We start from the raw sequence: 22,155 nt of genomic DNA, 5'->3' as shown, positions 1-22,155 counted from the left end.
GTTACTCTCCTAACAGACGCAGCATTTCGGCTTCGTCAATCACGTCAATCCCCAGCTCCTGCGCTTTGGCCAGCTTGGATCCCGCCGCTTCACCGGCAATCACCAGGTCGGTTTTCTTCGACACGCTGCCTGCCACTTTGGCCCCCAGCGCGACCAGCCGCGCTTTAGCATCATCGCGCGAAAGCTGGCTCAGGCTGCCGGTCAGCACCACGGTTTTACCGGCAAACGGGCTGTCGATCTCTTCGGCGTTAATGACCTGCGGCGCAGGCCAGCGAATACCTTCGTTCAGCAGCTGGCCGATAACCTCGCGGTTGCTCTCTTCCGAGAAGAAGTTAAAGACGTGGGTTGCAACCACGATGCCGACGTCCGGCACCTTTTGCAGCTCGTCGATGGAGGCCTTCTCAAGCGCCTCGAGCGTACCGAAATACCCGGCCAGCCCGGCAGCGGTTGCCTCGCCCACTTCGCGAATGCCTAACGCATAGAGGAAACGGGCAAAGGTGGTCTCTTTGGCTTTTTCCAGCGCGTCGGCCACGTTCTGTGCGGACTTCGGCCCCATGCGATCCAGACCGGTCAGCTTGCCCGGCGTCAGGCGGAACAGGTCAGCAGGCGTAAGGACGTACTCTTTCTCCACCAGCTGATCGATGATTTTGTCGCCCATGCCGTCAACGTCCATCGCCCGGCGGGAGACGAAGTGTTTCAGCGACTCTTTGCGCTGGGCACCGCAGACTAATCCGCCGGTACAGCGGGCAACGGCTTCGCCTTCGACGCGCTCAACGTCGGAACCGCACACCGGACAGTGGGTCGGGAACTCAACGGCGCGCGTATCGTCAGGACGTTCTGACTCCACCACGTTCACCACCTGCGGGATCACGTCCCCGGCACGGCGGATCACCACTTTATCGCCGATACGCAGCCCCAGACGGTCGATTTCGTCGGCGTTATGCAGGGTCGCATTGCTGACCAGCACCCCGGCCACCTGAACGGGCTCCAGACGCGCGACCGGCGTTATCGCCCCGGTACGGCCCACCTGAAACTCCACATCGCGCACGAAGGTCATCTGCTCCTGCGCCGGGAACTTAAAGGCTACCGCCCAGCGCGGCGCGCGGGCGACAAAGCCTAACTGCTCCTGCAGCGCGAGGGAGTTCACTTTGATGACCACGCCGTCGATATCAAAACCCAGCGTCGGGCGATCGGCTTCGACCTGACGGTAAAACGCCAGCACCGCTTCCGGTGAGTCGCACAGCTGAACGCGGTTACTGACCGGCAGGCCCCAGGCCTTAAACTGCAGCAGGCGGCCCAGGTGGGTATCAGGCAGCTCGCCCCCCTCCAGGATGCCGACGCCGTAGCAAAAGAAAGTGAGCGGTCGCTTCGCGGTGATGCGCGGATCCAGCTGGCGTAGCGAGCCTGCGGCGGCGTTGCGGGGGTTAGCGAAGATTTTGCCCCCGGTGCGGCGCGCCTCTTCGTTGATTTTTTCAAAGCCCGCCTGTGGGAGGAACACTTCGCCGCGCACTTCGAGACGGGCCGGAATGTTCTCGCCATGTAACTTGAGCGGAATAGCGCGGATGGTGCGCACGTTGGCGGTAATGTCCTCGCCGGTGGTGCCGTCGCCGCGGGTAGCCGCGCGGATCATCACCCCGTTTTCGTAAAGAATGCTGACGGCCAGGCCATCCAGCTTCAGTTCGCAGCACCAGCTCAGGGCATCGGTCTGCTTCAGGCGATCCTGCACGCGTTTGTTGAAGGCGAGGAAGCTCTCTTCGTCGAAGACGTTATCCAGCGACAGCATCGGCACTTCGTGACGTACCTGGCTGAAAAAGGCCAGCGGTGCCGCCCCGACGCGCTGGGTAGGCGAGTCCGGCGTGATTAGCTCCGGGTGCTGCGCTTCAAGCTCACGCAGCTCACGCATCAGACGGTCATACTCCGCGTCCGGCACTTCTGGCGCATCCATCACATGATAAAGATATTCATGGTGGCGAAGCGTGGTTCGCAGTTCGGTAAGTTGTTGTTCGATTGAGTCCATGTCGCACCATTAATGAGAAAAACCCCCGACATGCGGGGGTTGAGGAGGTGTGAAACAAAACGCGGACGTTTACGCGTTAGCTTCTTTAACTTCGCGGATGCGGTCCTGATATTCGCGCAGTTTCTGCGGCGTCATCATTCGACGCTGATCGTCGAGCACCATACCGCCGACTTCATCGGCGATGTGCTGGGCAGACTGCAGCATCAGCTTAAAGTTTTGCAGTTCATCGCCATAAGACGGCACCTGCATAAAGATCGTAATACCCGGCGTGGTGAAATCACCGGTCATCTCAGGATCAAAGGTTCCCGGATTAACCATGTTCGCCAGGCTGAACAGCGAAGGACCGCTGCCATCAGGGCTGAGATGGCGATGGAAAATATTCATGTCGCCAAACTTAAAGCCCGCCTGATGAATGCTGTTGAGCAGCACTTCACCGTTAATGGTCGTGCCCTGGTGGGCCGCCACGCTCATGACAATCACCGTCTCTTTACGCTGCGGTTTTTCAACCACTGGCGCAGCTTCGACAACCGGCTCTGGCTCTGCGACAGGCGCTGGGGCGGGTTGCGGCGCAGGAGCTACCGGCTGTGGAGCCTGCTGCACGACGGGTTGAGGCTGCGGCTGAGGTTCAGGCTGAGCGGCATACTGCGGCTGTTGCACCGGCTGCTGACGCACAGGTTCATGCTGCTGCGGTTGCTGCTGCGGCTGGTGTACCGGTTCGGCCACAGGCTGCGGCGAAGCCGGACGTGGCTGAGCAGATGCGTAAGGCGGCTGGTACTGATGCTGCGGAGGCTGACGAGGCGCTTCATGCTCCCCATGGCCTGCGCCGGGCGCAGTATTCGCCCGATGAACGCGTACTTCACCCACACCCTCGTCTTCCGTCTCGTCGATATCGTCATCGCTATCGTCGTCACGGTTAGACTTCATGCGCTTCAGTGGGCGATCGCGAAACATAGAAGAGCGCTCTTTACGGCTGGTCCAGAAACCATGTACCAGTAAAGCGATTATGGCGATCGCGCCAACAATGATTAATATCAGACGCAAATCCTGCATCATTATATTCTCTGTTGTTCTAACACCTTGCCACCACGGCAAACATTTACTCACTAAGAGTATTTGCCGATTACGTCAAGTGCAAGTGCGTGCAGAGCATTCGCAGCATAAAGATGAACTAAATCGTGCTTTTTGCTGTTTTTTCGAACATTTCTGAACTGGTCAACGTGCCGCAACTGGCTAATATAGGCAGGCAATTTCACTGGTTGTGATAAAAGGAGCTCAACCTGGTTATGGTTTCATCGACATCTTCCCCTCCACGCAGCGGCGTCTGGTACTTTTCCCAGGGCTGGAAACTGGTTTCATTGCCCGGAATCAGACGTTTTGTGATCCTGCCTCTGCTGATCAACATTCTGCTGATGGGTGGCGCCTTCTGGTGGCTGTTTACCCGCCTCGATACCTGGATCCCGGCGCTGATGAGCCATGTTCCCGACTGGCTGCAGTGGCTGAGCTATCTGCTGTGGCCAATCGTTATCATTTCGGTTCTGCTGGTGTTTGGCTATTTCTTCTCGACCATTGCCAACTGGATTGCGGCCCCCTTTAACGGTCTGCTGGCCGAACAGCTTGAGGCCCGGCTCACGGGTGCCACACCACCAGATACCGGCGTGCTGGGTATCATGAAAGATCTGCCGCGCATCATGAAACGCGAGTGGCAGAAGCTGGCGTGGTATCTGCCCCGCGCCATCGTGCTGCTGCTTCTCTACTTTATACCGGGGATCGGCCAGACCGTTGCGCCCGTGCTGTGGTTCCTGTTCAGCGCCTGGATGCTGGCCATTCAGTATTGCGACTACCCGTTCGATAACCATAAGGTACCGTTTAAAGAGATGCGCACTGCCTTGCGCAGCCGTAAGGTGGCCAATATGCAGTTTGGCGCGCTGACCAGCCTGTTCACCATGATTCCGTTCCTGAATCTTTTCATCATGCCGGTGGCGGTCTGCGGCGCGACGGCGATGTGGGTCGACTGTTATCGAGACAAACACGCGTTGTGGAAATAAGTTAAAAAAAGGGGTGGCTTATGCCATCCCTTATTCCATACTGATCCCCATTATTTCCTTGCAGCATATAGATATGCGAATTCCTTACTTCCCCATACTTTTGCAACAGGTATGCTGGGTCGGTATCCCAATTTCAAACAGTTAAGGACAGGCCATGAGTAAGATTTTTGAAGACAACTCGCTGACTATCGGTCACACGCCCCTGGTTCGACTGAACCGTATCGGTAATGGACGCATTCTGGCTAAGGTGGAATCTCGTAACCCAAGCTTCAGCGTAAAATGCCGTATCGGTGCCAATATGATTTGGGATGCGGAAAAGCGTGGCGTGTTGAAGCCTGGCGTGGAGCTGGTTGAGCCAACCAGCGGTAACACCGGGATCGCGCTGGCCTATGTTGCCGCAGCACGCGGGTATAAGCTGACGCTGACCATGCCTGAGACCATGAGTATTGAACGTCGCAAGCTGCTGAAAGCCCTGGGCGCAAATCTGGTCTTAACCGAAGGCGCTAAAGGTATGAAAGGCGCGATTCAGAAAGCCGAAGAAATTGTTGCCAGCGATCCGGCGAAATATCTGCTGCTCCAGCAGTTCAGCAACCCGGCTAACCCGGAAATTCACGAGAAGACCACCGGTCCGGAAATCTGGGAAGATACCGACGGCCAGGTTGATGTCTTTATTTCAGGTGTGGGTACCGGCGGTACGCTGACTGGCGTTAGCCGCTATATTAAAGGCACAAAAGGTAAAAAGGATCTGATTACCGTTGCCGTTGAACCAACCGATTCTCCGGTAATTGCCCAGGCGCTGGCCGGTGAAGAGCTGAAGCCAGGCCCGCATAAAATTCAGGGTATCGGCGCGGGCTTTATTCCGGGCAACCTGGATCTGAAACTGATTGATAAAGTGGTGGCTATCACTAACGATGAAGCTATCTCTACCGCACGTCGCCTGATGGAAGAAGAAGGCATTCTGGCAGGTATCTCTTCCGGTGCTGCCGTCGCCGCCGCGCTGAAATTACTCGAAGATGAAACCTTTACCAATAAGAATATCGTGGTTATTCTTCCATCGTCGGGTGAGCGTTATTTAAGTACTGCACTGTTTGCCGATCTCTTTACCGAGAAAGAACTGCAACAGTAGTGCCAGAATGTAAATATCGCGTAAAAAAGCACCCATATGGGTGCTTTTTTGTGGCCTGCTTCAAACTTTTATCTCTTCCGGCATTGCTCAACCCCGTTGGCTCTGGTATTTAAGCTGACAATTATTTTGAAGCACGAAATTAATCGTTGCAGGAATTCCCGCTGCTGAATCGATTTTATGATTTGGTTCAAGTCTTGCTTTCGCGGCATAATGTTTAATGTCGAGCGAGACGTCAGCAGCCTGACATGCCAGCACCGGATATGTTTGACACTTTGGTGTCACGTGCCGTTGAACCGGTGCTAACAATACAGGCTAAAGTCCTGCCGCCAGGCTAGACTTTAGTTCCACAACACTAAACCAATAAGTTGGGGAAATACAATGTTCCAGCAAGAAGTTACCATTACCGCTCCGAACGGTCTGCACACCCGCCCTGCTGCTCAGTTTGTTAAAGAAGCAAAAGGCTTCACTTCTGAGATCACTGTGACTTCCAACGGCAAAAGCGCGAGCGCAAAAAGCCTGTTCAAACTGCAGACTCTGGGTCTGACTCAGGGCACCGTTGTGACCATCTCCGCTGAAGGCGAAGACGAGCAGAAAGCAGTTGAGCATCTGGTAAAACTGATGGCTGAGCTCGAGTAAGTTTCCGGGTTCTTTTAAATATCAGTCACAAGTAAGGTAGGGTTATGATTTCAGGCATTTTAGCATCCCCGGGTATCGCTTTCGGCAAAGCACTGCTGCTGAAAGAAGACGAGATCGTCATCGACCGGAAAAAAATTTCTGCTGATAAGGTAAATCAGGAAGTTGAACGTTTTCTGAGCGGCCGTGCAAAAGCATCTGCGCAGCTGGAAACGATCAAAACTAAAGCTGGCGAAACTTTCGGTGAAGAAAAAGAAGCCATCTTCGAAGGGCACATCATGTTGCTCGAAGATGAGGAGCTTGAGCAGGAAATCATAGCCCTGATTAAAGATAAAGGCATGACGGCGGATGCCGCTGCGCATGAAGTTATCGAAGGTCAGGCAACTGCCCTGGAAGAGCTGGACGATGAATACCTGAAAGAGCGTGCGGCTGACGTGCGTGATATCGGTAAGCGCCTGCTGCGCAACATCCTCGGCCTTGCCATCATCGATCTGAGCGCCATTCAGGATGAAGTTATCCTGGTTGCTGCTGACCTGACCCCGTCAGAAACCGCACAGCTGAACCTGAACAAGGTGCTGGGTTTCATCACTGACGCCGGTGGCCGTACCTCCCACACCTCTATCATGGCGCGTTCTCTGGAGCTGCCAGCCATCGTAGGTACCGGTAGCGTCACCGCTCAGGTTAAAAACGACGACTATCTGATTCTGGATGCCGTAAACAATCTGGTTTACGTCAACCCAACTAACGAAGAGATCGAAAAACTGCGCGCGGTTCAGGAGCAGGTTGCGACTGAAAAAGCGGAGCTGGCTAAGCTGAAAGATCTGCCAGCCATCACCCTGGATGGTCATCAGGTTGAAGTGTGCGCAAACATCGGTACCGTTCGCGACGTCGATGGCGCTGAGCGCAACGGTGCGGAAGGTGTTGGTCTCTATCGTACTGAATTCCTGTTCATGGACCGTGACGCCCTGCCAACCGAAGAAGAGCAGTTCGCTGCCTATAAAGCGGTTGCTGAAGCCTGTGGCTCCCAGGCCGTTATCGTCCGTACCATGGACATCGGTGGCGACAAAGAGCTGCCGTACATGAACTTCCCGAAAGAAGAGAACCCGTTCCTGGGCTGGCGTGCCGTGCGTATCGCAATGGATCGTAAAGAGATCCTGCGCGACCAGGTTCGCGCTATCCTGCGTGCTTCCGCTTTCGGTAAGCTGCGCATCATGTTCCCGATGATCATCTCTGTTGAAGAAGTGCGCGCACTGAAGAAAGAGATTGAGATCTACAAACAGGAACTGCGTGACGAAGGTAAAGCATTCGATGAATCCATCGAAGTTGGCGTGATGGTGGAAACCCCAGCCGCAGCAACGATTGCCCGTCATTTAGCGAAAGAAGTCGATTTCTTTAGTATTGGTACCAACGATTTAACCCAGTACACCCTGGCAGTTGACCGTGGTAATGATATGATTTCACATCTTTACCAGCCAATGTCACCGTCCGTCCTGACGCTTATCAAGCAAGTTATTGATGCTTCTCATGCAGAAGGCAAATGGACTGGTATGTGTGGTGAGCTTGCAGGCGACGAACGTGCTACACTTCTGTTGCTGGGTATGGGTCTGGACGAATTCTCTATGAGCGCCATTTCCATCCCGCGCATTAAGAAGATCATCCGTAACACGAACTTCGAAGATGCGAAGGTATTAGCAGAGCAGGCTCTTGCTCAACCGACAACGGACGAGTTAATGACGCTGGTTAACAAGTTCATTGAAGAAAAAACAATCTGCTAATCCACGAGATGCGGCCCAATTTACTGCTTAGGAGAGATGGCTAATGGGGTTATTTAGTAAACTGTTCGGTGACAAAGGCAACAACGACACCGGAACTATTGAGATTGTTGCTCCGCTGTCTGGTGAAATCGTCAACATCGAAGACGTGCCGGATGTCGTGTTTGCAGAGAAAATCGTGGGTGATGGCATTGCTATCAAACCAACCGGTAACAAAATGGTTGCACCGGTAGATGGTACCATCGGTAAGATCTTTGAAACCAACCACGCATTCTCTATCGAATCTGATAGCGGTATTGAGCTGTTCGTTCACTTCGGTATCGACACCGTCGAGCTGAAAGGCGAAGGCTTCAAGCGTATCGCTGAAGAAGGCCAGCGCGTTAAAGTTGGCGACCCGGTTATTGAATTCGATCTGCCACTGCTGGAAGAGAAAGCCAAGTCTACCCTGACTCCGGTTGTTATCTCCAACATGGACGAAATCAAAGAACTGATCAAACTGTCCGGCAGCGTTACCGTGGGTGAAACCCCGGTTATCCGCATCAAAAAGTAATTTTTGGCCGCACAGAGAAATGGCGCCTTCGGGCGCCATTTTTGTTTGTTACGCAGGTAAAACCAGCTCGTCGTAACCCTTCTCCTGGGTGTACTGCATGACCTGCGTCACCCTGTCCCCTGCCCGGCTTATCGCCGCCGCCACGCTCTCCTGCTGTACCAGCGCACTCACCAGCTCAGAACAGAAGAGATCGCCGGTGCCTTTCAGATCGGCTTTGATACGTGGGTGCGCGCTGACCGTCACGTTATCGTGGGAGACCAGCACCACATGAATAGCGTCCGCATCGCCACTTACAGGGGCGCTGGTGATCGCCACCCACTGCAGGGTATCGGAAAGCAGCCCTTTTGCGGCGGCAATGGCGCTGTCGTTATCGCGACAGGTTTTTCCGCTGAGCACTTCCAGCTCGTAGACGTTCGGCGTAATCCCCTGCGCCAGCGGCAGCAGATGCTGGCGGTAGGCTTCCGGGATTTCGGGTTTAACGTAGGTTCCGCTGTCGGTGTCGCCAATCACCGGATCGACAAGAATAAGCAGGTCGGGATGCTGCACCTTCACCGCGCGCAGCCAGTTTGCCAGCAGGATAATCTGGCTGGCGCTGCCCATATAGCCGGTAGTGACCGCCTTCAGCTCGCGCAAAATGTCACGCTCTTCCAGCGCTTTCAGGTAACCGCTGAACCATTCGTCGGGGATCACCCCGCCGTAAAAGGTGTCGTAGTGCGGAGTATTACTGAACAGCACCGTCGGGACCGCCGTCACGTTAAGACGATGCTGGCGGATATTGGGTACCGCAATGCTGTTACCCACGCTGCCGTACACCACCTGGGACTGAACCGCCACAATATCGCTCTGCTGCGCCCGGGTTTTATCCCGGAATAAAATCATCTCCATCGCGTTTAGATCCCTGCGCCCTGCGCATAGCTCTCCTCACCAAAGACGCCGGTAGATAAATAGCGATCGCCGCGATCGCAGATGATCGCCACGACTACCGCGCCGGGCACTGCCTCTGCAATCCGCAGTGCACCCGCTACCGCGCCGCCAGAACTGACGCCGCAGAAAACGCCTTCGCGCACGGCCAGTTCACGCATGGTATTTTCCGCCTCGCGCTGGTGAATATCCAGCACCTGGTCCACAAGCTGGGCATTAAAGATGCCCGGCATGTACTCCGCAGGCCAGCGGCGAATACCCGGGATGCTGCTGCCCTCTTCCGGCTGCAGGCCGACAATGGTGACCGCCTTTTCCTGCTCGCGCAGAAAACGGGAGACACCGGTGATGGTGCCCGTGGTGCCCATGCTGGAGACGAAATGGGTGATGCGCCCTTCGGTCTGCTGCCAGATCTCCGGCCCGGTGGTGGTGTAATGCGCGTAGGGGTTATCAGGATTATTGAACTGATCGAGCAGCTTGCCTTCACCGCGCTCAGCCATCGCTTGCGCTAAATCGCGCGCCCCTTCCATGCCCTGCTCTTTGGTCACCAGAATCAGCTCGGCACCGTAAGCGCGCATCGCGGCACGGCGCTCCTGGCTCATGTTGTCCGGCATCAGCAGCTTCATGCGGTAGCCTTTAAGCGCGGCAATCATCGCCAGCGCAATGCCGGTATTCCCGCTGGTCGCCTCGATCAGCACATCGCCCGGTTTGATTTCTCCGCGCTTTTCCGCCTGGACAATCATCGACAGCGCAGCCCGATCCTTGACCGAACCCGCCGGGTTGTTGCCTTCCAGTTTGATCCAGATTTCGCTGCCGTTGTCCGGCCCCATGCGCTGCAGTTTGATCAGGGGGGTGTTGCCGATGGTTTGTTCGAGTGTATTCACGATTTTTACTCAATAAAAAAGCCGGGTGGCGCTTCGCTTACCCGGCCTACATCCGTATTTTTGTAGGCCCGGTAAGCGAAGCGCCACCGGGCGATAAACATGGTCAATAAACTATCAGGCAGATTCCGCCAGAGCAAGATCTCCCCGCGTCTCGATGCGATCATTATCGTGATAAATACGCGCGTGTTGCAGACCGACAAACAGGCGTTCACCGCGGTATGGCGGCTCTTCGTCGCGCATCACCACCGTCAGCGGTTCGCTGTACCAGCCGAGCGGCTGCACCACCAGCTGGGTATAGTGACCTTTCGGGCTGGCTTCCAGCACCTGGACCGGCAGCGGCGAGTCGAGGCTGGTGCGGCGGCTGACGTCCACTTCCCACGGGCGCAGGAAGAGATCCACCGGCCCCTGATACGCAGGCGTATAGCCGAGCGGCCAGCGGTGGGCGCCGACGTGGAACTGACCGCCGCGGATGTTGCCGTGCAGACGGTTCACTTCGCCCATAAACTCCAGCACGAAGCGGGTTGCCGGCTCGCGCCACAGTTGATCGGGTTCGTCGACCTGTTCGATATTCCCCTGGCTCATCACCACCACCCGGTCGGCCACCTCCATCGCCTCTTCCTGATCGTGGGTGACGAAGACGCTGGTGAACTTCAGCTCTTCGTGCAGCTGACGCAGCCAGCGGCGCAGCTCTTTACGCACCTGCGCATCCAGCGCGCCAAAAGGTTCATCCAGCAGCAGAATTTGCGGCTCAACCGCCAGGGCACGGGCCAGGGCCACGCGCTGTTTCTGGCCACCGGACAGCTGCGCCGGATAGCGATCGGCCAGGTGAGCCAGCTGCACCATCTCCAGCAGTTTGGTGACTTTCGCCTTGATGGTCGCGGCGTCCGGGCGTTCACGACGCGGCAGCACCGTCAGGCCGAAGGCGATATTGTCGAACACCGTCATATGGCGGAACAGGGCGTAATGCTGGAACACGAATCCCACCTTACGGTCGCGCGCGTGCAGGCGGCTGACGTCGGTGCCGTGGAAGCGAATGTGCCCGCTGGTCTGGTGCTCCAGACCGGCGATAATACGCAGCAGCGTGGTTTTCCCGGAGCCAGACGGCCCCAGCAGCGCCACCATTTGTCCGGAAGGGATATCCAGCGAGATATCGTTCAGCACCTGGGTGCGACCAAAGGACTTCTTAATATTGGCAATCTCAATGCTCATGATTTCCCTCCTGATGCTGGCGTTTGGCCTGATTCTCTAAACGCCACTGCACCATACTCTTTAAAAACAGGGTCAAAATAGCCATCAGCGTCAGCAGGGCTGCGGCGGTAAAGGAACCGACGGTGTTATAGTCCTGCTCCAGCAATTCAATTTGTAACGGCAGCGACAGGGTTTCGCCGCGGATCGAGCCGGACACTACCGACACCGCGCCAAACTCGCCAATCGCGCGGGCGTTGGTCAATACCACGCCATACAGCAGCGCCCAGCGGATGTTTGGCAGGGTGACGCGGCGGAACATCTGCCAGCCGGATGCGCCCAGCAGAACCGCCGCTTCGTCTTCGTTGCTGCCCTGACTTAACATCACCGGCACCAGCTCACGCACTACAAACGGACAGGTGACAAAGACCGTGACCAGCACCATGCCCGGCCAGGCGAACATGATCTGCAGGTTATGTTCATCCAGCCAGCCGCCCAGCGGGCCGTTGGAGCCGTAGAACAGCAGATAGACCAGACCGGCGACCACCGGCGAGACCGCAAACGGAATGTCCAGCAGGGTCAGCAGCAGCTGGCGGCCCGGGAAGTCAAAGCGCGTCACAAGCCAGGCCAGCAGGATGCCAAACACCAGGTTCACCGGCACGGTAATAAGGGCAATCATGACCGTCAGCCAGATCGCATGCAGCATATCCGGATCGGCCAGGTTTTGCAGCGCGGGCATAATCCCCTTGCTGAACGCCTGGACAAAGATGTAGACCATCGGCACGACCAGTATGAAGGCCGATACCAGCACGCCGGTGCCGATCAGCACCCATTTTCCCCAGTTAATGCGGGGGGCGTCGTAGCGTTTCAATTGAGTAACTTCCGCCATTAGTGACCTACCACGCGTCGACCAAAGCGACTTTGCAGAGTGTTAATCGAGAACAGCAGCAGCAGCGAGGCTGCGAGGATCACCGAGGCAATGGCGCTCGCCGCCGGGTAATCAAACTCCTGCAAACGGACAAAAATCATCAGCGAGGTCACTTCGGTTTTCCACGCGATGTTACCGGCGATAAAAATCACCGCGCCGAACTCACCGAGGCTGCGGGTGAACGACAGCGCCACGCCTGCCAGCAGAGCCGGAGAGAGCTCGGGCATCACCACTTTGCGGAAACTCTGCCAGCGCGTCGCGCCCAGGGTCTCTGCCGCTTCTTCGTATTCCGGACCTAACTCTTCCAGCACCGGCTGCACGGTACGCACCACAAACGGGATGCTGGTAAAGGCCATCGCCACCGCAATGCCGAGCCAGGTGTAGGTCACTTTGATATCAAACTTCGCCAGCCACTCGCCGTAAAAACCGTTAACGGAGAACAGCGAAGCGAGCGTTAAGCCCGCCACCGCCGTCGGCAGCGCGAAGGGTAAATCCATCAGCGCATCCAGCAGCGTGCGGCCCGGGAAGCGGTAGCGGGTTAAGATCCACGCCATCAGCAGGCCGAACACGCCGTTGAAGATGGAAGCGACAAACGCCGACAGCAGCGTCACTTTATAGGCCGCCACCACCTGCGGGTTGCTGATCACCTCCCAGTACTGGGACCAGCTCATCTCAGAGAGCTGAACCACCAGCGCGCTGAGCGGTAATAACAAAATCAGACAGACGAACAACAGGCTGGTCCCGAGGCTTAAGGTAAAGCCCGGCAGCACACGTCTGGAGGAAACTGCAAACATTACTTACGCCCCGCCGCCAACAGTTTGTCTAACTCACCGCCGCTGGCGAAATGGGTTTTCATCACTTCAGGCCAGCCGCCAAAATGGTCTTCCACGCGGAACAGGTCGGTCTGCGGGAATTTGTCTTTCAGCTTGTTCATCACGTCCGGGTTATTCACGCGATAGTAATAATCGGTGATCACCGTCTGGGCCTGCGGGCTGTAGAGATAGTTCAGATAGGCTTTCGCCGCTTTCTCTGTGCCGTTGGCTTCGACGTTTTTATCCACCCACGCCACCGGGAACTCCGCCAGCACGTTGGTTTTCGGGATCACCACTTCAAAGCCCTGGGCTTCGTACTGCTTACGGATGTTGTTCACTTCCGATTCAAAGCTGATCAGCACATCACCCAGACCGCGCTCCGCGAAGGTGGTGGTCGCCCCGCGCCCGCCGGTATCGAACACTTCGACGTTTTTCAGGAACTGGGTCATGAACTGTTCGGTTTTGGCTTTATCGTTGCCGTCCGCTTTGTCCGCTGCGCCCCAGGCGGCCAGATAGGTGTAACGGGCGTTGCCGGAGGTTTTCGGGTTCGGGAAAATCAGCTTCACGTCTGAACGCACGAGGTCGTTCCAGTCGTGAATGTTCTTCGGGTTGCCCTTACGCACCAGGAAGCCCATGGTGGAGTAGAACGGCGAGCTGTTGTTCGGCAGACGGCTCTGCCAGTCGGCAGGGATCAGCTTGCCTTTGTCGTGCAGGATCTGCACGTCGGTAATCTGGTTATAGGTGACCACATCGGCCTTCAGCCCCTGCAGAATGGCCAGCGCCTGCTTCGACGAGCCGGCATGGGACTGCTTGATCGTCAGTTTGTCGCCGTTATTGTCTTTCGCCCACTGCTGTTCGAATGGCGGGTTCAGGGCGGCAAAGAGCTCGCGCGAGACGTCATAAGAGCTGTTCAACAGCTCGGTTGCCTGCGCCTGCGCGGCCAGCAACACGGAAGCTGCCAGCACCAGAGATCCTTTTTTCAGTACAGTAACGGCCATTGCGCACCCTTAAGATGTGATGATTTTCTAAGGGTCATCATATTTATAACGAGTACTAAAGGAGTAACGGTTTTATATACCGTTTAGTGATTTGGAAGCAGAAAAGGGAATAAGCATTAATCCCCTCTCCCCTGTGGGGAGAGGGTCAGGGTGAGGGGGCTTTTATAACGCCAGCAGACGTTCAACGGACGGTGCAAAGTAGTAGCCGCCGGTCACCGGTTTGGTGAAGCGCAGCATTGCGTCGCGCTTGCCGTCGGTGTCGCCAAACATGCTCAGCAGCTGCTGTTCGATGTTGTACAGGCGCGCGCAGTAGGCGCAGAAGTAGAGGCCATTTGTCCCGCTGGCGGTGCCGTACGGCAGGCTCTGGCGGACAATCTTCAGCCCTTTACCGTCCTCTTTCAAATCGACGCGGCTCAGGTGTGAGGTCGCCGGGCGGTCGTCGCCGTCGATCTCTTCATTGGCCTCTTTGGTGCGGCCAATCATCATCTCCTGGTCGTGCACGCTCATGCGGTTAAGCTGCTTGAGGTTGTGCTCCCAGCGCTGAACGAACACGTAGCTGCCGCCCGCATCCACGCCCTCTTTGATCACCGCCACTTCACGACGGGTCTCATCCCCTGCCGGGTTTTCGGTGCCGTCAACGAAGCCGCTCAGATCGCGCTCTTCCACCCAGCGGAAACCGTGGATCTCTTCTTTTACCTCAACGCAGTCGCCAAAGGCAGCCATCGCGGCCTGGGCAATGGAGAAGTTCACGTCGTGACGCAGAGAGAGAATATGGATCAGCACGTCGTACTGGGTGGCCGGGGCCAGACCTTTACCGTAAGGGACAAAGTCCTTCAGCTCTTCAGCCCCTTCCCCGCCGCTCAGCTGACGCCAGACGTCGTGGCCAAACGCCACCACCGCGCCGCAGTGCGCATCCGGGAATTTGGCCTGGAAGGTGGCCACGTTATCAATAAAGACTTTGCTAGCCGCACGCAGGGCATCGGTATCCCCTTTGACATTGGCTTCGATCCAAATCGCCGCGCGGCAATGTTCTGGCAAAATGCCACTCTGAACCTGAGACATCGCTCCTCCTGAAAAAAAGATGCCACGAAGTCGTGGCATTGTTGGCGGCGATTATACCCCCTTTTTTAACGAGGCGGCTTGTCCAGGCGCAATTTACTGCTGCCAGATAATTTTGCTGACTTTCCAGTTTTTCAGCGCGTCGTCAGAAGGCATCAACCCTTCCGGGCCGTTCCAGGTTCCGCTGAACTGATAGCTGATGTGCTGGCTGCCTTCCGCCTTACACTCCACCGCCACGCTCTCTTCGTTCGGGGCGCTGGTGCAGTTGCCGTAGGCCTTCTGATACAGGTCGCTGAACGGGGTACCGACCTTCACGCCGCTGTCGGTTTCAACGTCGCTGTCCAGCACTTCGATGCGCGTCACCGTGTTTTTGTCACCGTTAATTACCATCGCCAGCTGGTCATCTTTTAGCGCTTCGAAATAGTGCACGATGTTGCCGTTCTGTGTTTTCATGCCGCTGCGCAGCCGGTAATCACCGCCCAGTGCCGATTCGATGGCGCTCTGTTCCAGCGGCGTGGCGGCGGTGAGATTTCCGACGCCCTGCTCGGTCACGTCGGTGGAGGAGCCGAACCAGTTCCAGGGATAGGCCGCAGACCAGTTAACGGCGGAGAGCGTTGAACAGCCCGTCAGGACAACGGGGAGCGCGCATAACAGTAAACGCAGCGATTTCATCGGGAGTTCCTTTCTGGTTATTTGAACGCTTGTTGGAGTACAGCATCGCTAAAAAGTGCCGTTTAATCTTTCTCAGGCGTAAAACAGGCGCGCAGACGGGGGTTGGTCAGCAGCCACAGTAGCGCCACAATATCGGCCACCACCAGCGCAATCCCCACGCCGCTCAGGGCTTCCCCTTTCAACCACAGCAGGGGCTGCCAGCACAGCAGAACGCACTGGGCAAGGATCAGCAGCCCGCGTAGAGCCTGCCACAGGCGCGGCCAGAGATGCCGCCGCCCGCTCAGCATAAAGGCCAGCACCGCCGGGATCCCCGGCAGCAGCCCCAGCCAGAAGTTATCGTGATCGGGATAAAACAGGTTCAGCAGGGTGTTGCCCTGATCGCGGGAAGCCCCGGCCATCACGAACAGCACCCAGGTACGGGCCTGAAGCAGCAGCACGCACCAGAACAGAAACGGCAGGCGGACCCGGCCGTGGCTGTCGTAGGCGCCCGGGTGGAAATCAATACTCTTCATCTTCTATCAGGCGCTTGCCCAGCGTCAGTACGTCGGCATGTTCATAGTTAAGTCGCTCGTACATGCCCAGCACCATGTCATTATCTTCCCGCACCATGATCTGAATTTTTGGACAGCCGCGGGCGATCAGTTTCTTTTCCAGACGATTGAGCAGCGCGTTAGCGATGCCGCGTCCGCGAAATTCCGGGTGCACGCCCAGGTAGTACGCCGAGCCGCGATGCCCGTCGTAGCCGCCCATCACGGTGCCCACCACTTCACCGTTGACCTCCGCCACCAGGAACAGACTGACGTCATGATTGAGCTTACGCTCAATGTCCATCTCCGGATCGTTCCACGGTCGCAGTAGCTCGCAGCGCTCCCAAAGGGTGATGACCTCTTCGAAGTCTGCCTGGCGAAAAACGCGTATCTCCATGGTATTAACCGCCTTTTTGGGTTCAAAAACAGTGATTATGACGCGAACGCCCTCTTTCGCCAATATCCTGCGAAAAACGCCTGAAAATTTGGCATAATGGCACTTTGTCACGTATTGAAATGAAAAGTAAAACAATTCGCCACATGGACTGTCGTAACGGAAAAGACGATACGATATAACACCAGGACCCCAATTTTTACAATTCAGGCCGCATGAGCACATTCAAACCATTAAAAGCACTCACATCGCGTCGTCAGGTTCTCAAAGCGGGGCTGGCGGCCTTAACGTTAACAGGCATCGCAAAGCAGGCTCAGGCAAAAGAAGAGAGCACGCTAAAAACCAGTAACGGACACAGCAAGCCCAAAACCAAAAAAGCCGGGGCGAAGCGTCTGGTGATGCTCGATCCGGGCCACGGGGGCATTGATACTGGCGCCATTGGCAAAAACGGTTCGAAAGAAAAACACGTTGTGCTGGCGATTGCAAAAAATGTCCGGTCGATTTTACGCAGCAACGGCATTGACGCCCGCCTGACGCGCTCCGGCGACACCTTTATTCCGCTGTACGACCGCGTGGAGATCGCCCACCAGCACGGCGCGGATCTGTTTATGTCGATCCACGCGGACGGCTTTACTAACCCCTCGGCGGCCGGCGCATCGGTGTTTGCCCTCTCCAACCGTGGCGCCAGTAGCGCCATGGCAAAATACCTCTCCGACCGGGAAAACCGCGCGGATGAGGTGGCCGGGAAGAAAACCACCGACAAAGATCATCTCCTGCAGCAGGTGCTGTTTGACCTGGTCCAGACCGATACCATCAAAAACAGCCTGACGCTCGGGTCGCACATTCTGAAGAAGATTAAGCCGGTGCACCGTCTGCACAGCAAAGGCACCGAGCAGGCGGCGTTTGTGGTCCTGAAATCGCCGTCAATTCCGTCCGTGCTGGTGGAAACCTCCTTTATTACCAACCCGGAAGAAGAGCGTCTGCTCGGCACCACGGCGTTTCGTCAGAAGATCGCCAACGCGATTGCCTCCGGCATTATCAGTTACTTTAACTGGTTCGATAACCAGAAAGCGCACTCCAGGAAACGTTGATGAAACCCAATGCACATCTGGTCAAAGCGTTCCTCATGCAACTGCAGGATGACATTTGCCAGAAACTGAGCGCCGTCGATGGCGGTGAATTCCAGCAGGATGAGTGGCAGCGCGAAGCCGGCGGCGGCGGGCGCAGCCGCGTACTGCGCAACGGCGGCGTATTCGAGCAGGCCGGGGTCAACTTCTCCCACGTACACGGCGACGCGATGCCCGCCTCGGCGACCGCGCACCGCCCGGAACTGGCAGGCCGCAGCTTTGAGGCGATGGGCGTCTCGCTGGTCGTTCATCCTCATAACCCGTTCGTACCCACCAGCCACGCCAACGTGCGCTTTTTTATCGCCGAGAAACCGGGCGCCGATCCGGTGTGGTGGTTTGGCGGCGGCTTCGACTTAACGCCTTTCTACGGGTTTGAAGAGGACGCGGTGCACTGGCACCAGACCGCCCACGACCTGTGCCAGCCCTTTGGCGAAGAGGTCTACCCGAAATACAAAAAGTGGTGCGATGACTATTTTTACCTCAAGCACCGCGACGAGCAGCGCGGCATTGGCGGCCTGTTCTTTGACGATCTGAACACCCCGGACTTCGATACCGCCTTCAGCTTTATGCAGGCGGTCGGCAATGGCTACACCGACGCCTACCTGCCGATTGTCGAACGGCGCAAGAACCACGATTACGGCGTGCGCGAGCGCGAGTTCCAGCTCTATCGCCGCGGGCGTTACGTGGAGTTTAATCTGGTGTGGGATCGCGGCACGCTGTTCGGCCTGCAGACCGGCGGACGCACGGAGTCGATTCTGATGTCGATGCCGCCGCTGGTGCGCTGGGAGTACAGCTTTGAACCGAAAGAAGGCAGCCGCGAGGCTGCCCTGAAGGAGTTTATTAAGGTTCGGGACTGGATTTAACCCCCTCACCCTAACCCTCTCCCCAAAGGGGAGAGGGAACCGCACGGAACCGTCTTTTCACCCTCGCCCCTCTGGGGAGAGGGCCGGGGTGAGGGGAATCCCACTTACAGCGGCTGCGTCTGCGCCTCTACCACCGCCAGCGCTACCATGTTCACAATACGACGCACAGAGGCAATCGGGGTTAACACATGCACCGGTTTCGCCACGCCCATCAGCACCGGCCCCACGGTCACCCCTTCAGAACTGGAGACGCGCAGCAGGTTGTAGCTGATACGCGCCGCTTCCACATTCGGCATGATCAGCACGTTGGCTGAGCCTTTCAGCGGGCTGTCCGGCATGCGTTCGTTGCGGATGCTCTCCACCAGCGCGGCGTCGCCGTGCATTTCACCGTCGATCATCAGTTCCGGCGCGCGCTCGCGTACCAGTTCCAGGGTCTGGCGCATTTTGCAGGCGGCAGCCGATTTGGATGAGCCAAAGTTGGAGTGCGACAGCAGAGCCACTTTCGGTTCGATACCAAAGCGACGCACCGTTTCCGCCGCCATCACGGTGATCTCCGCCAGCTGTTCCGGGGTTGGATCGTCGTTGACGTAGGTGTCGGCAATAAAGGTGTTGCCGCTTGGCAGCAGCAGCGCGTTCATCGCCCCGGCGGTATGCACGTTTTCGCGATAGCCGAAGATCTCCTGTACCACGCTGAAGTGCTCGTGATAGTCACCAATGGTGCCGCAGATCAGCGCGTCAGCCTCGCCGCGGTGAACCATGATCGCCCCGATCACCGTAGTGTTGCTGATCACCGCCCGCTGGGCCTGCTCCTGGGTGATCCCCCGGCGCTTCATGATGGCGTAGTACTCGTTCCAGTACTCCTTAAAGCGCGGATCGGACTCATTGTTGACGATCTCAAAGTCCACGCCCGGCTTGATCTGCAGCCCCAGCTTCTGGATACGCATCTCGATCACGCTCGGACGGCCAATCAGGATCGGCTTCGCCAGCCCCAGGCTCACCAGCTCCTGAGTGGCGTGCAGGACGCGCGCCTCTTCCCCTTCCGCCAGCACCACGCGTTTTGCGTCTGTGCGCGCCTGAGAGAAGATCGGCTTCATAAACAGATTGGTTTTGTAGACGAACTCGGTGAGTTTATCGACGTAGGCGTCAAAGTCCTGAATCGGGCGCGTCGCCACGCCGGAGTCCATCGCCGCCTTTGCAACCGCCGGGGCGATCTTCACGATCAGGCGCGGATCGAACGGTTTAGGAATGATGTAGTCCGGGCCGAAGCTCAGATCCTGATCGCCATAGGCCGAGGCCACCACTTCGCTCTGCTCGGCGTGGGCCAGCTCGGCAATGGCGTGAACCGCAGCCAGCTTCATCTCTTCGTTGATGGCGGTAGCGCCGACGTCCAGCGCCCCGCGGAAGATGAACGGGAAGCAGAGAACGTTGTTCACCTGGTTCGGATAGTCAGAGCGGCCGGTACAGATAATGGCATCCGGGCGCACCGCTTTTGCCAGCGGCGGCAGGATCTCCGGCTCCGGGTTGGCCAGGGCGAGGATTAACGGCGCGCGCGCCATCTTCATCACCATCTCTTCGCTGAGCACTTTTGGGCCCGAGCAGCCGAGGAAGATATCCGCCCCGTCCATCACCTCTGCCAGGCTGCGCTTGCCGTCGTCATCCACGGCGTAGGCGGCTTTGGTCTCCGCCATATTGGCTTCGCGGCCCTTGTAGATCACCCCTTTGGAGTCGCAGACCACGATGTTGTGCTTCTGCATGCCCAGCGCCACCAGCAGGTTCATACAGGCGATGGCTGCCGCACCCGCGCCGGAGACCACCATGCGCACGTCAGAGAGGTTTTTCTCCACCACCCGCAGGCCGTTGAGGATGGCGGCGGTGCTGATGATCGCCGTTCCGTGCTGATCGTCGTGGAACACCGGAATGTTCATGCGCTCACGCAGCTTCTGCTCGATATAGAAACATTCCGGCGCTTTGATGTCCTCGAGGTTGATGCCGCCAAAGGTCGGCTCCAGCGCGGCCACCACGTTGATGAATTTATCCGGGTCGAGCTCGTCCACTTCAATATCAAACACGTCGATACCGGCGAATTTTTTGAACAGTACGCCTTTCCCTTCCATCACCGGTTTACCGGCCAGCGCCCCGATATTGCCCAGCCCCAGAACCGCCGTACCGTTGGAGATCACCGCCACCAGGTTGCCGCGGGCGGTGTATTTGTAGGCCGCCAGCGGATCTTTTTCGATTTCGAGACAGGGCGCGGCGACGCCAGGCGAGTAGGCCAGCGCCAGGTCACGCTGGGTGGCGAGAGGTTTGGTCGGAGAAACCTGAATTTTGCCTGGTACGGGGAATTCATGAAAATCGAGGGCACTCTGTTTCAACTGCTCATCCATTGTAGGGTTCCTTTCACTTATCGTTAAAAAGGGTGATGTAGTTATGGTCCTGATGTTCACCCTGGCGTGGCGGACAGTATCGCCGTTGACCGCCGTTCAAACTTTGAAGGCTGCCAAACTCTGACCATCCAGAAACAAAAATTGTTATCAATTTATAACAATCATGTTACCTGCCCAACGAAGCAAGACCATGCTCGTCTGCTATGCTTTTTTGTTAAGTACGTCGCGAAATTCACAGAAGTGTGTTTCTAAGCACTCCATCAACTCTTTTATTTCTAAGGAGTATTCATTTATGAACCAACTAGACGGCATCAAACAATTCACCACGGTCGTTGCCGACAGCGGTGATATCGAATCCATCCGCCACTACCAGCCGCAGGATGCGACCACCAACCCCTCGCTGCTGCTGAAAGCCGCCGGGCTGGCGCACTTCTCGCACCTGATCGACGACGCCATCGCGTACGGTAAAGGACGCGGTAAAACCAAAGAACAACAGGTTGCCGAGGCCAGCGACAAGCTGGCGGTGAATATTGGTAGCGAAATTCTGAAAAGCATTCCGGGGCGCGTCTCCACCGAAGTGGACGCCCGCCTCTCCTTTGACCAGGAGAAAAGCATCGCCAAAGCGCGGCACCTGGTGCAGCTGTATGAGGCGCAGGATGTCGAGAAGTCGCGGATTCTGATCAAGCTGGCCTCCACCTGGGAGGGGATCCGCGCCGCCGAAGTGCTGGAAAAAGAGGGGATCAACTGCAACCTCACCCTGCTGTTCTCCTTCGCTCAGGCACGCGCCTGCGCCGAAGCCGGTGTGCATCTGGTTTCCCCGTTCGTCGGGCGTATCTATGACTGGTATCAGGCCCGCCAGCCGATGGCCCCCTACGTGGTGGAAGAAGATCCCGGCGTGAAATCCGTTCGTAATATCTACGATTACTACAAGCAACACCGCTATGAAACCATCGTGATGGGTGCCAGCTTCCGCCGCACCGAGCAGATCCTCGCCCTCACCGGCTGCGACCGCCTGACCATCTCCCCTAACCTGCTGAAAGAGCTGCAGGACAAAGATGAGCCGGTTATCCGCCGCCTGGTGCCGTCCTCAACGGTGCTGCCAAAACCAAAACCCATGACCGAAGCCGAATTCCGCTGGGAGCATAATCAGGACGCCATGGCGGTCGAGAAGCTGTCAGAAGGGATCCGTCTTTTCGCGGTCGACCAACGCAAACTTGAAGATCTGCTCGCCGCCAAACTGTAACCTTGCCATGGAGTGAAC

At 57.0% G+C, this 22,155-nt stretch carries 21 protein-coding genes; 8 read left to right on the top strand and 13 right to left on the bottom strand.

Going from position 1 to position 22,155, the window contains the following annotated elements; genetic code table 11:
• Position 1: 1 nt before the first annotated feature.
• Positions 2 to 2,017: an NAD-dependent DNA ligase LigA gene (ligA, locus tag FFB58_RS10185; protein ID WP_138369797.1), complete on the bottom strand. Its 2,016-nt coding sequence runs from the start codon at positions 2,015 to 2,017 to the stop codon at positions 2 to 4.
• A 69-nt stretch (positions 2,018 to 2,086) separates the two neighbouring features.
• Complete coding sequence (gene zipA, locus FFB58_RS10180; RefSeq protein ID WP_138369796.1) at positions 2,087 to 3,070, bottom strand: cell division protein ZipA; 984 nt, start codon at positions 3,068 to 3,070, stop codon at positions 2,087 to 2,089.
• 230 nt (positions 3,071 to 3,300) lie between these two features.
• Between zipA and cysZ the strand changes: the two genes are divergently transcribed.
• From cysZ to crr, 5 genes are all read left to right on the top strand, one after another.
• Entirely contained in the window at positions 3,301 to 4,062 is a 762-nt protein-coding gene (gene cysZ, locus FFB58_RS10175; RefSeq protein WP_039029655.1) for a sulfate transporter CysZ, read from the top strand.
• Between the two features lie 154 nt (positions 4,063 to 4,216).
• A complete protein-coding gene (gene cysK / locus FFB58_RS10165) occupies positions 4,217 to 5,188 on the top strand; it encodes a cysteine synthase A (protein ID WP_039029656.1) in 972 nt (323 codons plus the stop codon).
• A 378-nt stretch (positions 5,189 to 5,566) separates the two neighbouring features.
• Positions 5,567 to 5,824, top strand: a complete 258-nt coding sequence (gene ptsH, locus FFB58_RS10155; RefSeq protein WP_000487600.1) for a phosphocarrier protein Hpr — start codon at positions 5,567 to 5,569, stop codon at positions 5,822 to 5,824.
• 44 nt (positions 5,825 to 5,868) lie between these two features.
• Positions 5,869 to 7,596 carry a phosphoenolpyruvate-protein phosphotransferase PtsI gene (gene ptsI / locus FFB58_RS10150; protein ID WP_039029657.1) on the top strand — a complete coding sequence of 576 codons (1,728 nt, stop codon included), beginning with the start codon at positions 5,869 to 5,871 and terminating at the stop codon, positions 7,594 to 7,596.
• A 43-nt stretch (positions 7,597 to 7,639) separates the two neighbouring features.
• Entirely contained in the window at positions 7,640 to 8,143 is a 504-nt protein-coding gene (crr, locus tag FFB58_RS10145; RefSeq protein ID WP_039029658.1) for a PTS glucose transporter subunit IIA, read from the top strand.
• Positions 8,144 to 8,191: 48 nt separating this feature from the next.
• Here the strand turns inward: crr and pdxK are convergent, their stop codons facing one another.
• The 10 genes from pdxK to FFB58_RS10095 form a co-directional block, all read right to left on the bottom strand.
• A complete protein-coding gene (gene pdxK / locus FFB58_RS10140; protein ID WP_138369794.1) occupies positions 8,192 to 9,028 on the bottom strand; it encodes a pyridoxine/pyridoxal/pyridoxamine kinase in 837 nt (278 codons plus the stop codon).
• A 5-nt stretch (positions 9,029 to 9,033) separates the two neighbouring features.
• Complete coding sequence (gene cysM, locus FFB58_RS10135) at positions 9,034 to 9,945, bottom strand: cysteine synthase CysM (protein WP_039029660.1); 912 nt, start codon at positions 9,943 to 9,945, stop codon at positions 9,034 to 9,036.
• A 114-nt stretch (positions 9,946 to 10,059) separates the two neighbouring features.
• Positions 10,060 to 11,154: a sulfate/thiosulfate ABC transporter ATP-binding protein CysA gene (cysA, locus tag FFB58_RS10130; protein WP_039029661.1), complete on the bottom strand. Its 1,095-nt coding sequence runs from the start codon at positions 11,152 to 11,154 to the stop codon at positions 10,060 to 10,062.
• Positions 11,144 to 12,019: a sulfate/thiosulfate ABC transporter permease CysW gene (gene cysW, locus FFB58_RS10125; protein ID WP_039029662.1), complete on the bottom strand. Its 876-nt coding sequence runs from the start codon at positions 12,017 to 12,019 to the stop codon at positions 11,144 to 11,146. The genes cysA and cysW overlap by 11 nt, the downstream gene beginning before the upstream one ends.
• On the bottom strand, positions 12,019 to 12,852 hold the full coding sequence (gene cysT, locus FFB58_RS10120; protein WP_039029663.1) for a sulfate/thiosulfate ABC transporter permease CysT: 834 nt from the start codon (positions 12,850 to 12,852) through the stop codon (positions 12,019 to 12,021). Before cysT ends, cysW begins: the two co-directional genes overlap by 1 nt.
• On the bottom strand, positions 12,852 to 13,868 hold the full coding sequence (locus FFB58_RS10115) for a sulfate ABC transporter substrate-binding protein (RefSeq protein WP_138369793.1): 1,017 nt from the start codon (positions 13,866 to 13,868) through the stop codon (positions 12,852 to 12,854). Before FFB58_RS10115 ends, cysT begins: the two co-directional genes overlap by 1 nt.
• A gap of 162 nt (positions 13,869 to 14,030) precedes the next feature.
• Positions 14,031 to 14,930 carry a Dyp-type peroxidase gene (locus FFB58_RS10110; protein WP_039029665.1) on the bottom strand — a complete coding sequence of 300 codons (900 nt, stop codon included), beginning with the start codon at positions 14,928 to 14,930 and terminating at the stop codon, positions 14,031 to 14,033.
• 93 nt (positions 14,931 to 15,023) lie between these two features.
• Positions 15,024 to 15,599 (bottom strand): RpoE-regulated lipoprotein, encoded by a 576-nt coding sequence (locus FFB58_RS10105; protein ID WP_039029666.1) that lies wholly within the window; start codon positions 15,597 to 15,599, stop codon positions 15,024 to 15,026.
• A gap of 62 nt (positions 15,600 to 15,661) precedes the next feature.
• A complete protein-coding gene (locus FFB58_RS10100; RefSeq protein ID WP_138369792.1) occupies positions 15,662 to 16,111 on the bottom strand; it encodes a DUF2919 domain-containing protein in 450 nt (149 codons plus the stop codon).
• The gene (locus FFB58_RS10095) at positions 16,098 to 16,523 is read right to left on the bottom strand and encodes a GNAT family acetyltransferase (RefSeq protein WP_032613000.1); all 426 of its coding nucleotides are present in this window, start codon (positions 16,521 to 16,523) and stop codon (positions 16,098 to 16,100) included. The genes FFB58_RS10100 and FFB58_RS10095 overlap by 14 nt, the downstream gene beginning before the upstream one ends.
• A gap of 212 nt (positions 16,524 to 16,735) precedes the next feature.
• On the opposite strand from FFB58_RS10095, the gene amiA reads away from it, so the two are divergent.
• Positions 16,736 to 17,611: an N-acetylmuramoyl-L-alanine amidase AmiA gene (amiA, locus tag FFB58_RS10090; protein WP_039029668.1), complete on the top strand. Its 876-nt coding sequence runs from the start codon at positions 16,736 to 16,738 to the stop codon at positions 17,609 to 17,611.
• Positions 17,611 to 18,510: an oxygen-dependent coproporphyrinogen oxidase gene (gene hemF, locus FFB58_RS10085; protein ID WP_138369791.1), complete on the top strand. Its 900-nt coding sequence runs from the start codon at positions 17,611 to 17,613 to the stop codon at positions 18,508 to 18,510. Before amiA ends, hemF begins: the two co-directional genes overlap by 1 nt.
• A 104-nt stretch (positions 18,511 to 18,614) precedes the next feature.
• Here the strand turns inward: hemF and maeB are convergent, their stop codons facing one another.
• Positions 18,615 to 20,894 carry an NADP-dependent oxaloacetate-decarboxylating malate dehydrogenase gene (gene maeB, locus FFB58_RS10080; RefSeq protein ID WP_138369790.1) on the bottom strand — a complete coding sequence of 760 codons (2,280 nt, stop codon included), beginning with the start codon at positions 20,892 to 20,894 and terminating at the stop codon, positions 18,615 to 18,617.
• A 292-nt stretch (positions 20,895 to 21,186) separates the two neighbouring features.
• On the opposite strand from maeB, the gene tal reads away from it, so the two are divergent.
• Complete coding sequence (tal, locus tag FFB58_RS10075) at positions 21,187 to 22,137, top strand: transaldolase (protein ID WP_138369789.1); 951 nt, start codon at positions 21,187 to 21,189, stop codon at positions 22,135 to 22,137.
• Positions 22,138 to 22,155 lie beyond the last annotated feature (18 nt).

The sequence above is a fragment of the Enterobacter sp. MF024 genome, from assembly GCF_005843915.1.
GTDB classification, from domain to species: Bacteria; Pseudomonadota; Gammaproteobacteria; order Enterobacterales; family Enterobacteriaceae; genus Enterobacter; species Enterobacter barmai.
Note: the sequence above shows the minus strand (reverse complement) of the source record. Positions and strands in the feature narration are given on the sequence as shown.

Bases quoted from the DNA above. Each gene is read 5' to 3' on its own strand.
- FFB58_RS10105 (WP_039029666.1), bottom strand. From the start codon at position 15,599: ATGAAATCGCTGCGTTTACTGTTATGCGCGCTCCCCGTTGTCCTGACG.
- ligA (WP_138369797.1), bottom strand. From the start codon at position 2,017: ATGGACTCAATCGAACAACAACTTACCGAACTGCGAACCACGCTTCGC.
- FFB58_RS10115 (WP_138369793.1), bottom strand. From the start codon at position 13,868: ATGGCCGTTACTGTACTGAAAAAAGGATCTCTGGTGCTGGCAGCTTCC.
- FFB58_RS10110 (WP_039029665.1), bottom strand. From the start codon at position 14,930: ATGTCTCAGGTTCAGAGTGGCATTTTGCCAGAACATTGCCGCGCGGCG.
- zipA (WP_138369796.1), bottom strand. From the start codon at position 3,070: ATGATGCAGGATTTGCGTCTGATATTAATCATTGTTGGCGCGATCGCC.
- FFB58_RS10100 (WP_138369792.1), bottom strand. From the start codon at position 16,111: ATGAAGAGTATTGATTTCCACCCGGGCGCCTACGACAGCCACGGCCGG.
- cysK (WP_039029656.1), top strand. From the start codon at position 4,217: ATGAGTAAGATTTTTGAAGACAACTCGCTGACTATCGGTCACACGCCC.
- cysA (WP_039029661.1), bottom strand. From the start codon at position 11,154: ATGAGCATTGAGATTGCCAATATTAAGAAGTCCTTTGGTCGCACCCAG.
- tal (WP_138369789.1), top strand. From the start codon at position 21,187: ATGAACCAACTAGACGGCATCAAACAATTCACCACGGTCGTTGCCGAC.
- crr (WP_039029658.1), top strand. From the start codon at position 7,640: ATGGGGTTATTTAGTAAACTGTTCGGTGACAAAGGCAACAACGACACC.
- cysW (WP_039029662.1), bottom strand. From the start codon at position 12,019: ATGGCGGAAGTTACTCAATTGAAACGCTACGACGCCCCCCGCATTAAC.
- amiA (WP_039029668.1), top strand. From the start codon at position 16,736: ATGAGCACATTCAAACCATTAAAAGCACTCACATCGCGTCGTCAGGTT.
- ptsH (WP_000487600.1), top strand. From the start codon at position 5,567: ATGTTCCAGCAAGAAGTTACCATTACCGCTCCGAACGGTCTGCACACC.
- pdxK (WP_138369794.1), bottom strand. From the start codon at position 9,028: ATGGAGATGATTTTATTCCGGGATAAAACCCGGGCGCAGCAGAGCGAT.
- ptsI (WP_039029657.1), top strand. From the start codon at position 5,869: ATGATTTCAGGCATTTTAGCATCCCCGGGTATCGCTTTCGGCAAAGCA.
- hemF (WP_138369791.1), top strand. From the start codon at position 17,611: ATGAAACCCAATGCACATCTGGTCAAAGCGTTCCTCATGCAACTGCAG.
- cysZ (WP_039029655.1), top strand. From the start codon at position 3,301: ATGGTTTCATCGACATCTTCCCCTCCACGCAGCGGCGTCTGGTACTTT.
- maeB (WP_138369790.1), bottom strand. From the start codon at position 20,894: ATGGATGAGCAGTTGAAACAGAGTGCCCTCGATTTTCATGAATTCCCC.
- cysT (WP_039029663.1), bottom strand. From the start codon at position 12,852: ATGTTTGCAGTTTCCTCCAGACGTGTGCTGCCGGGCTTTACCTTAAGC.
- FFB58_RS10095 (WP_032613000.1), bottom strand. From the start codon at position 16,523: ATGGAGATACGCGTTTTTCGCCAGGCAGACTTCGAAGAGGTCATCACC.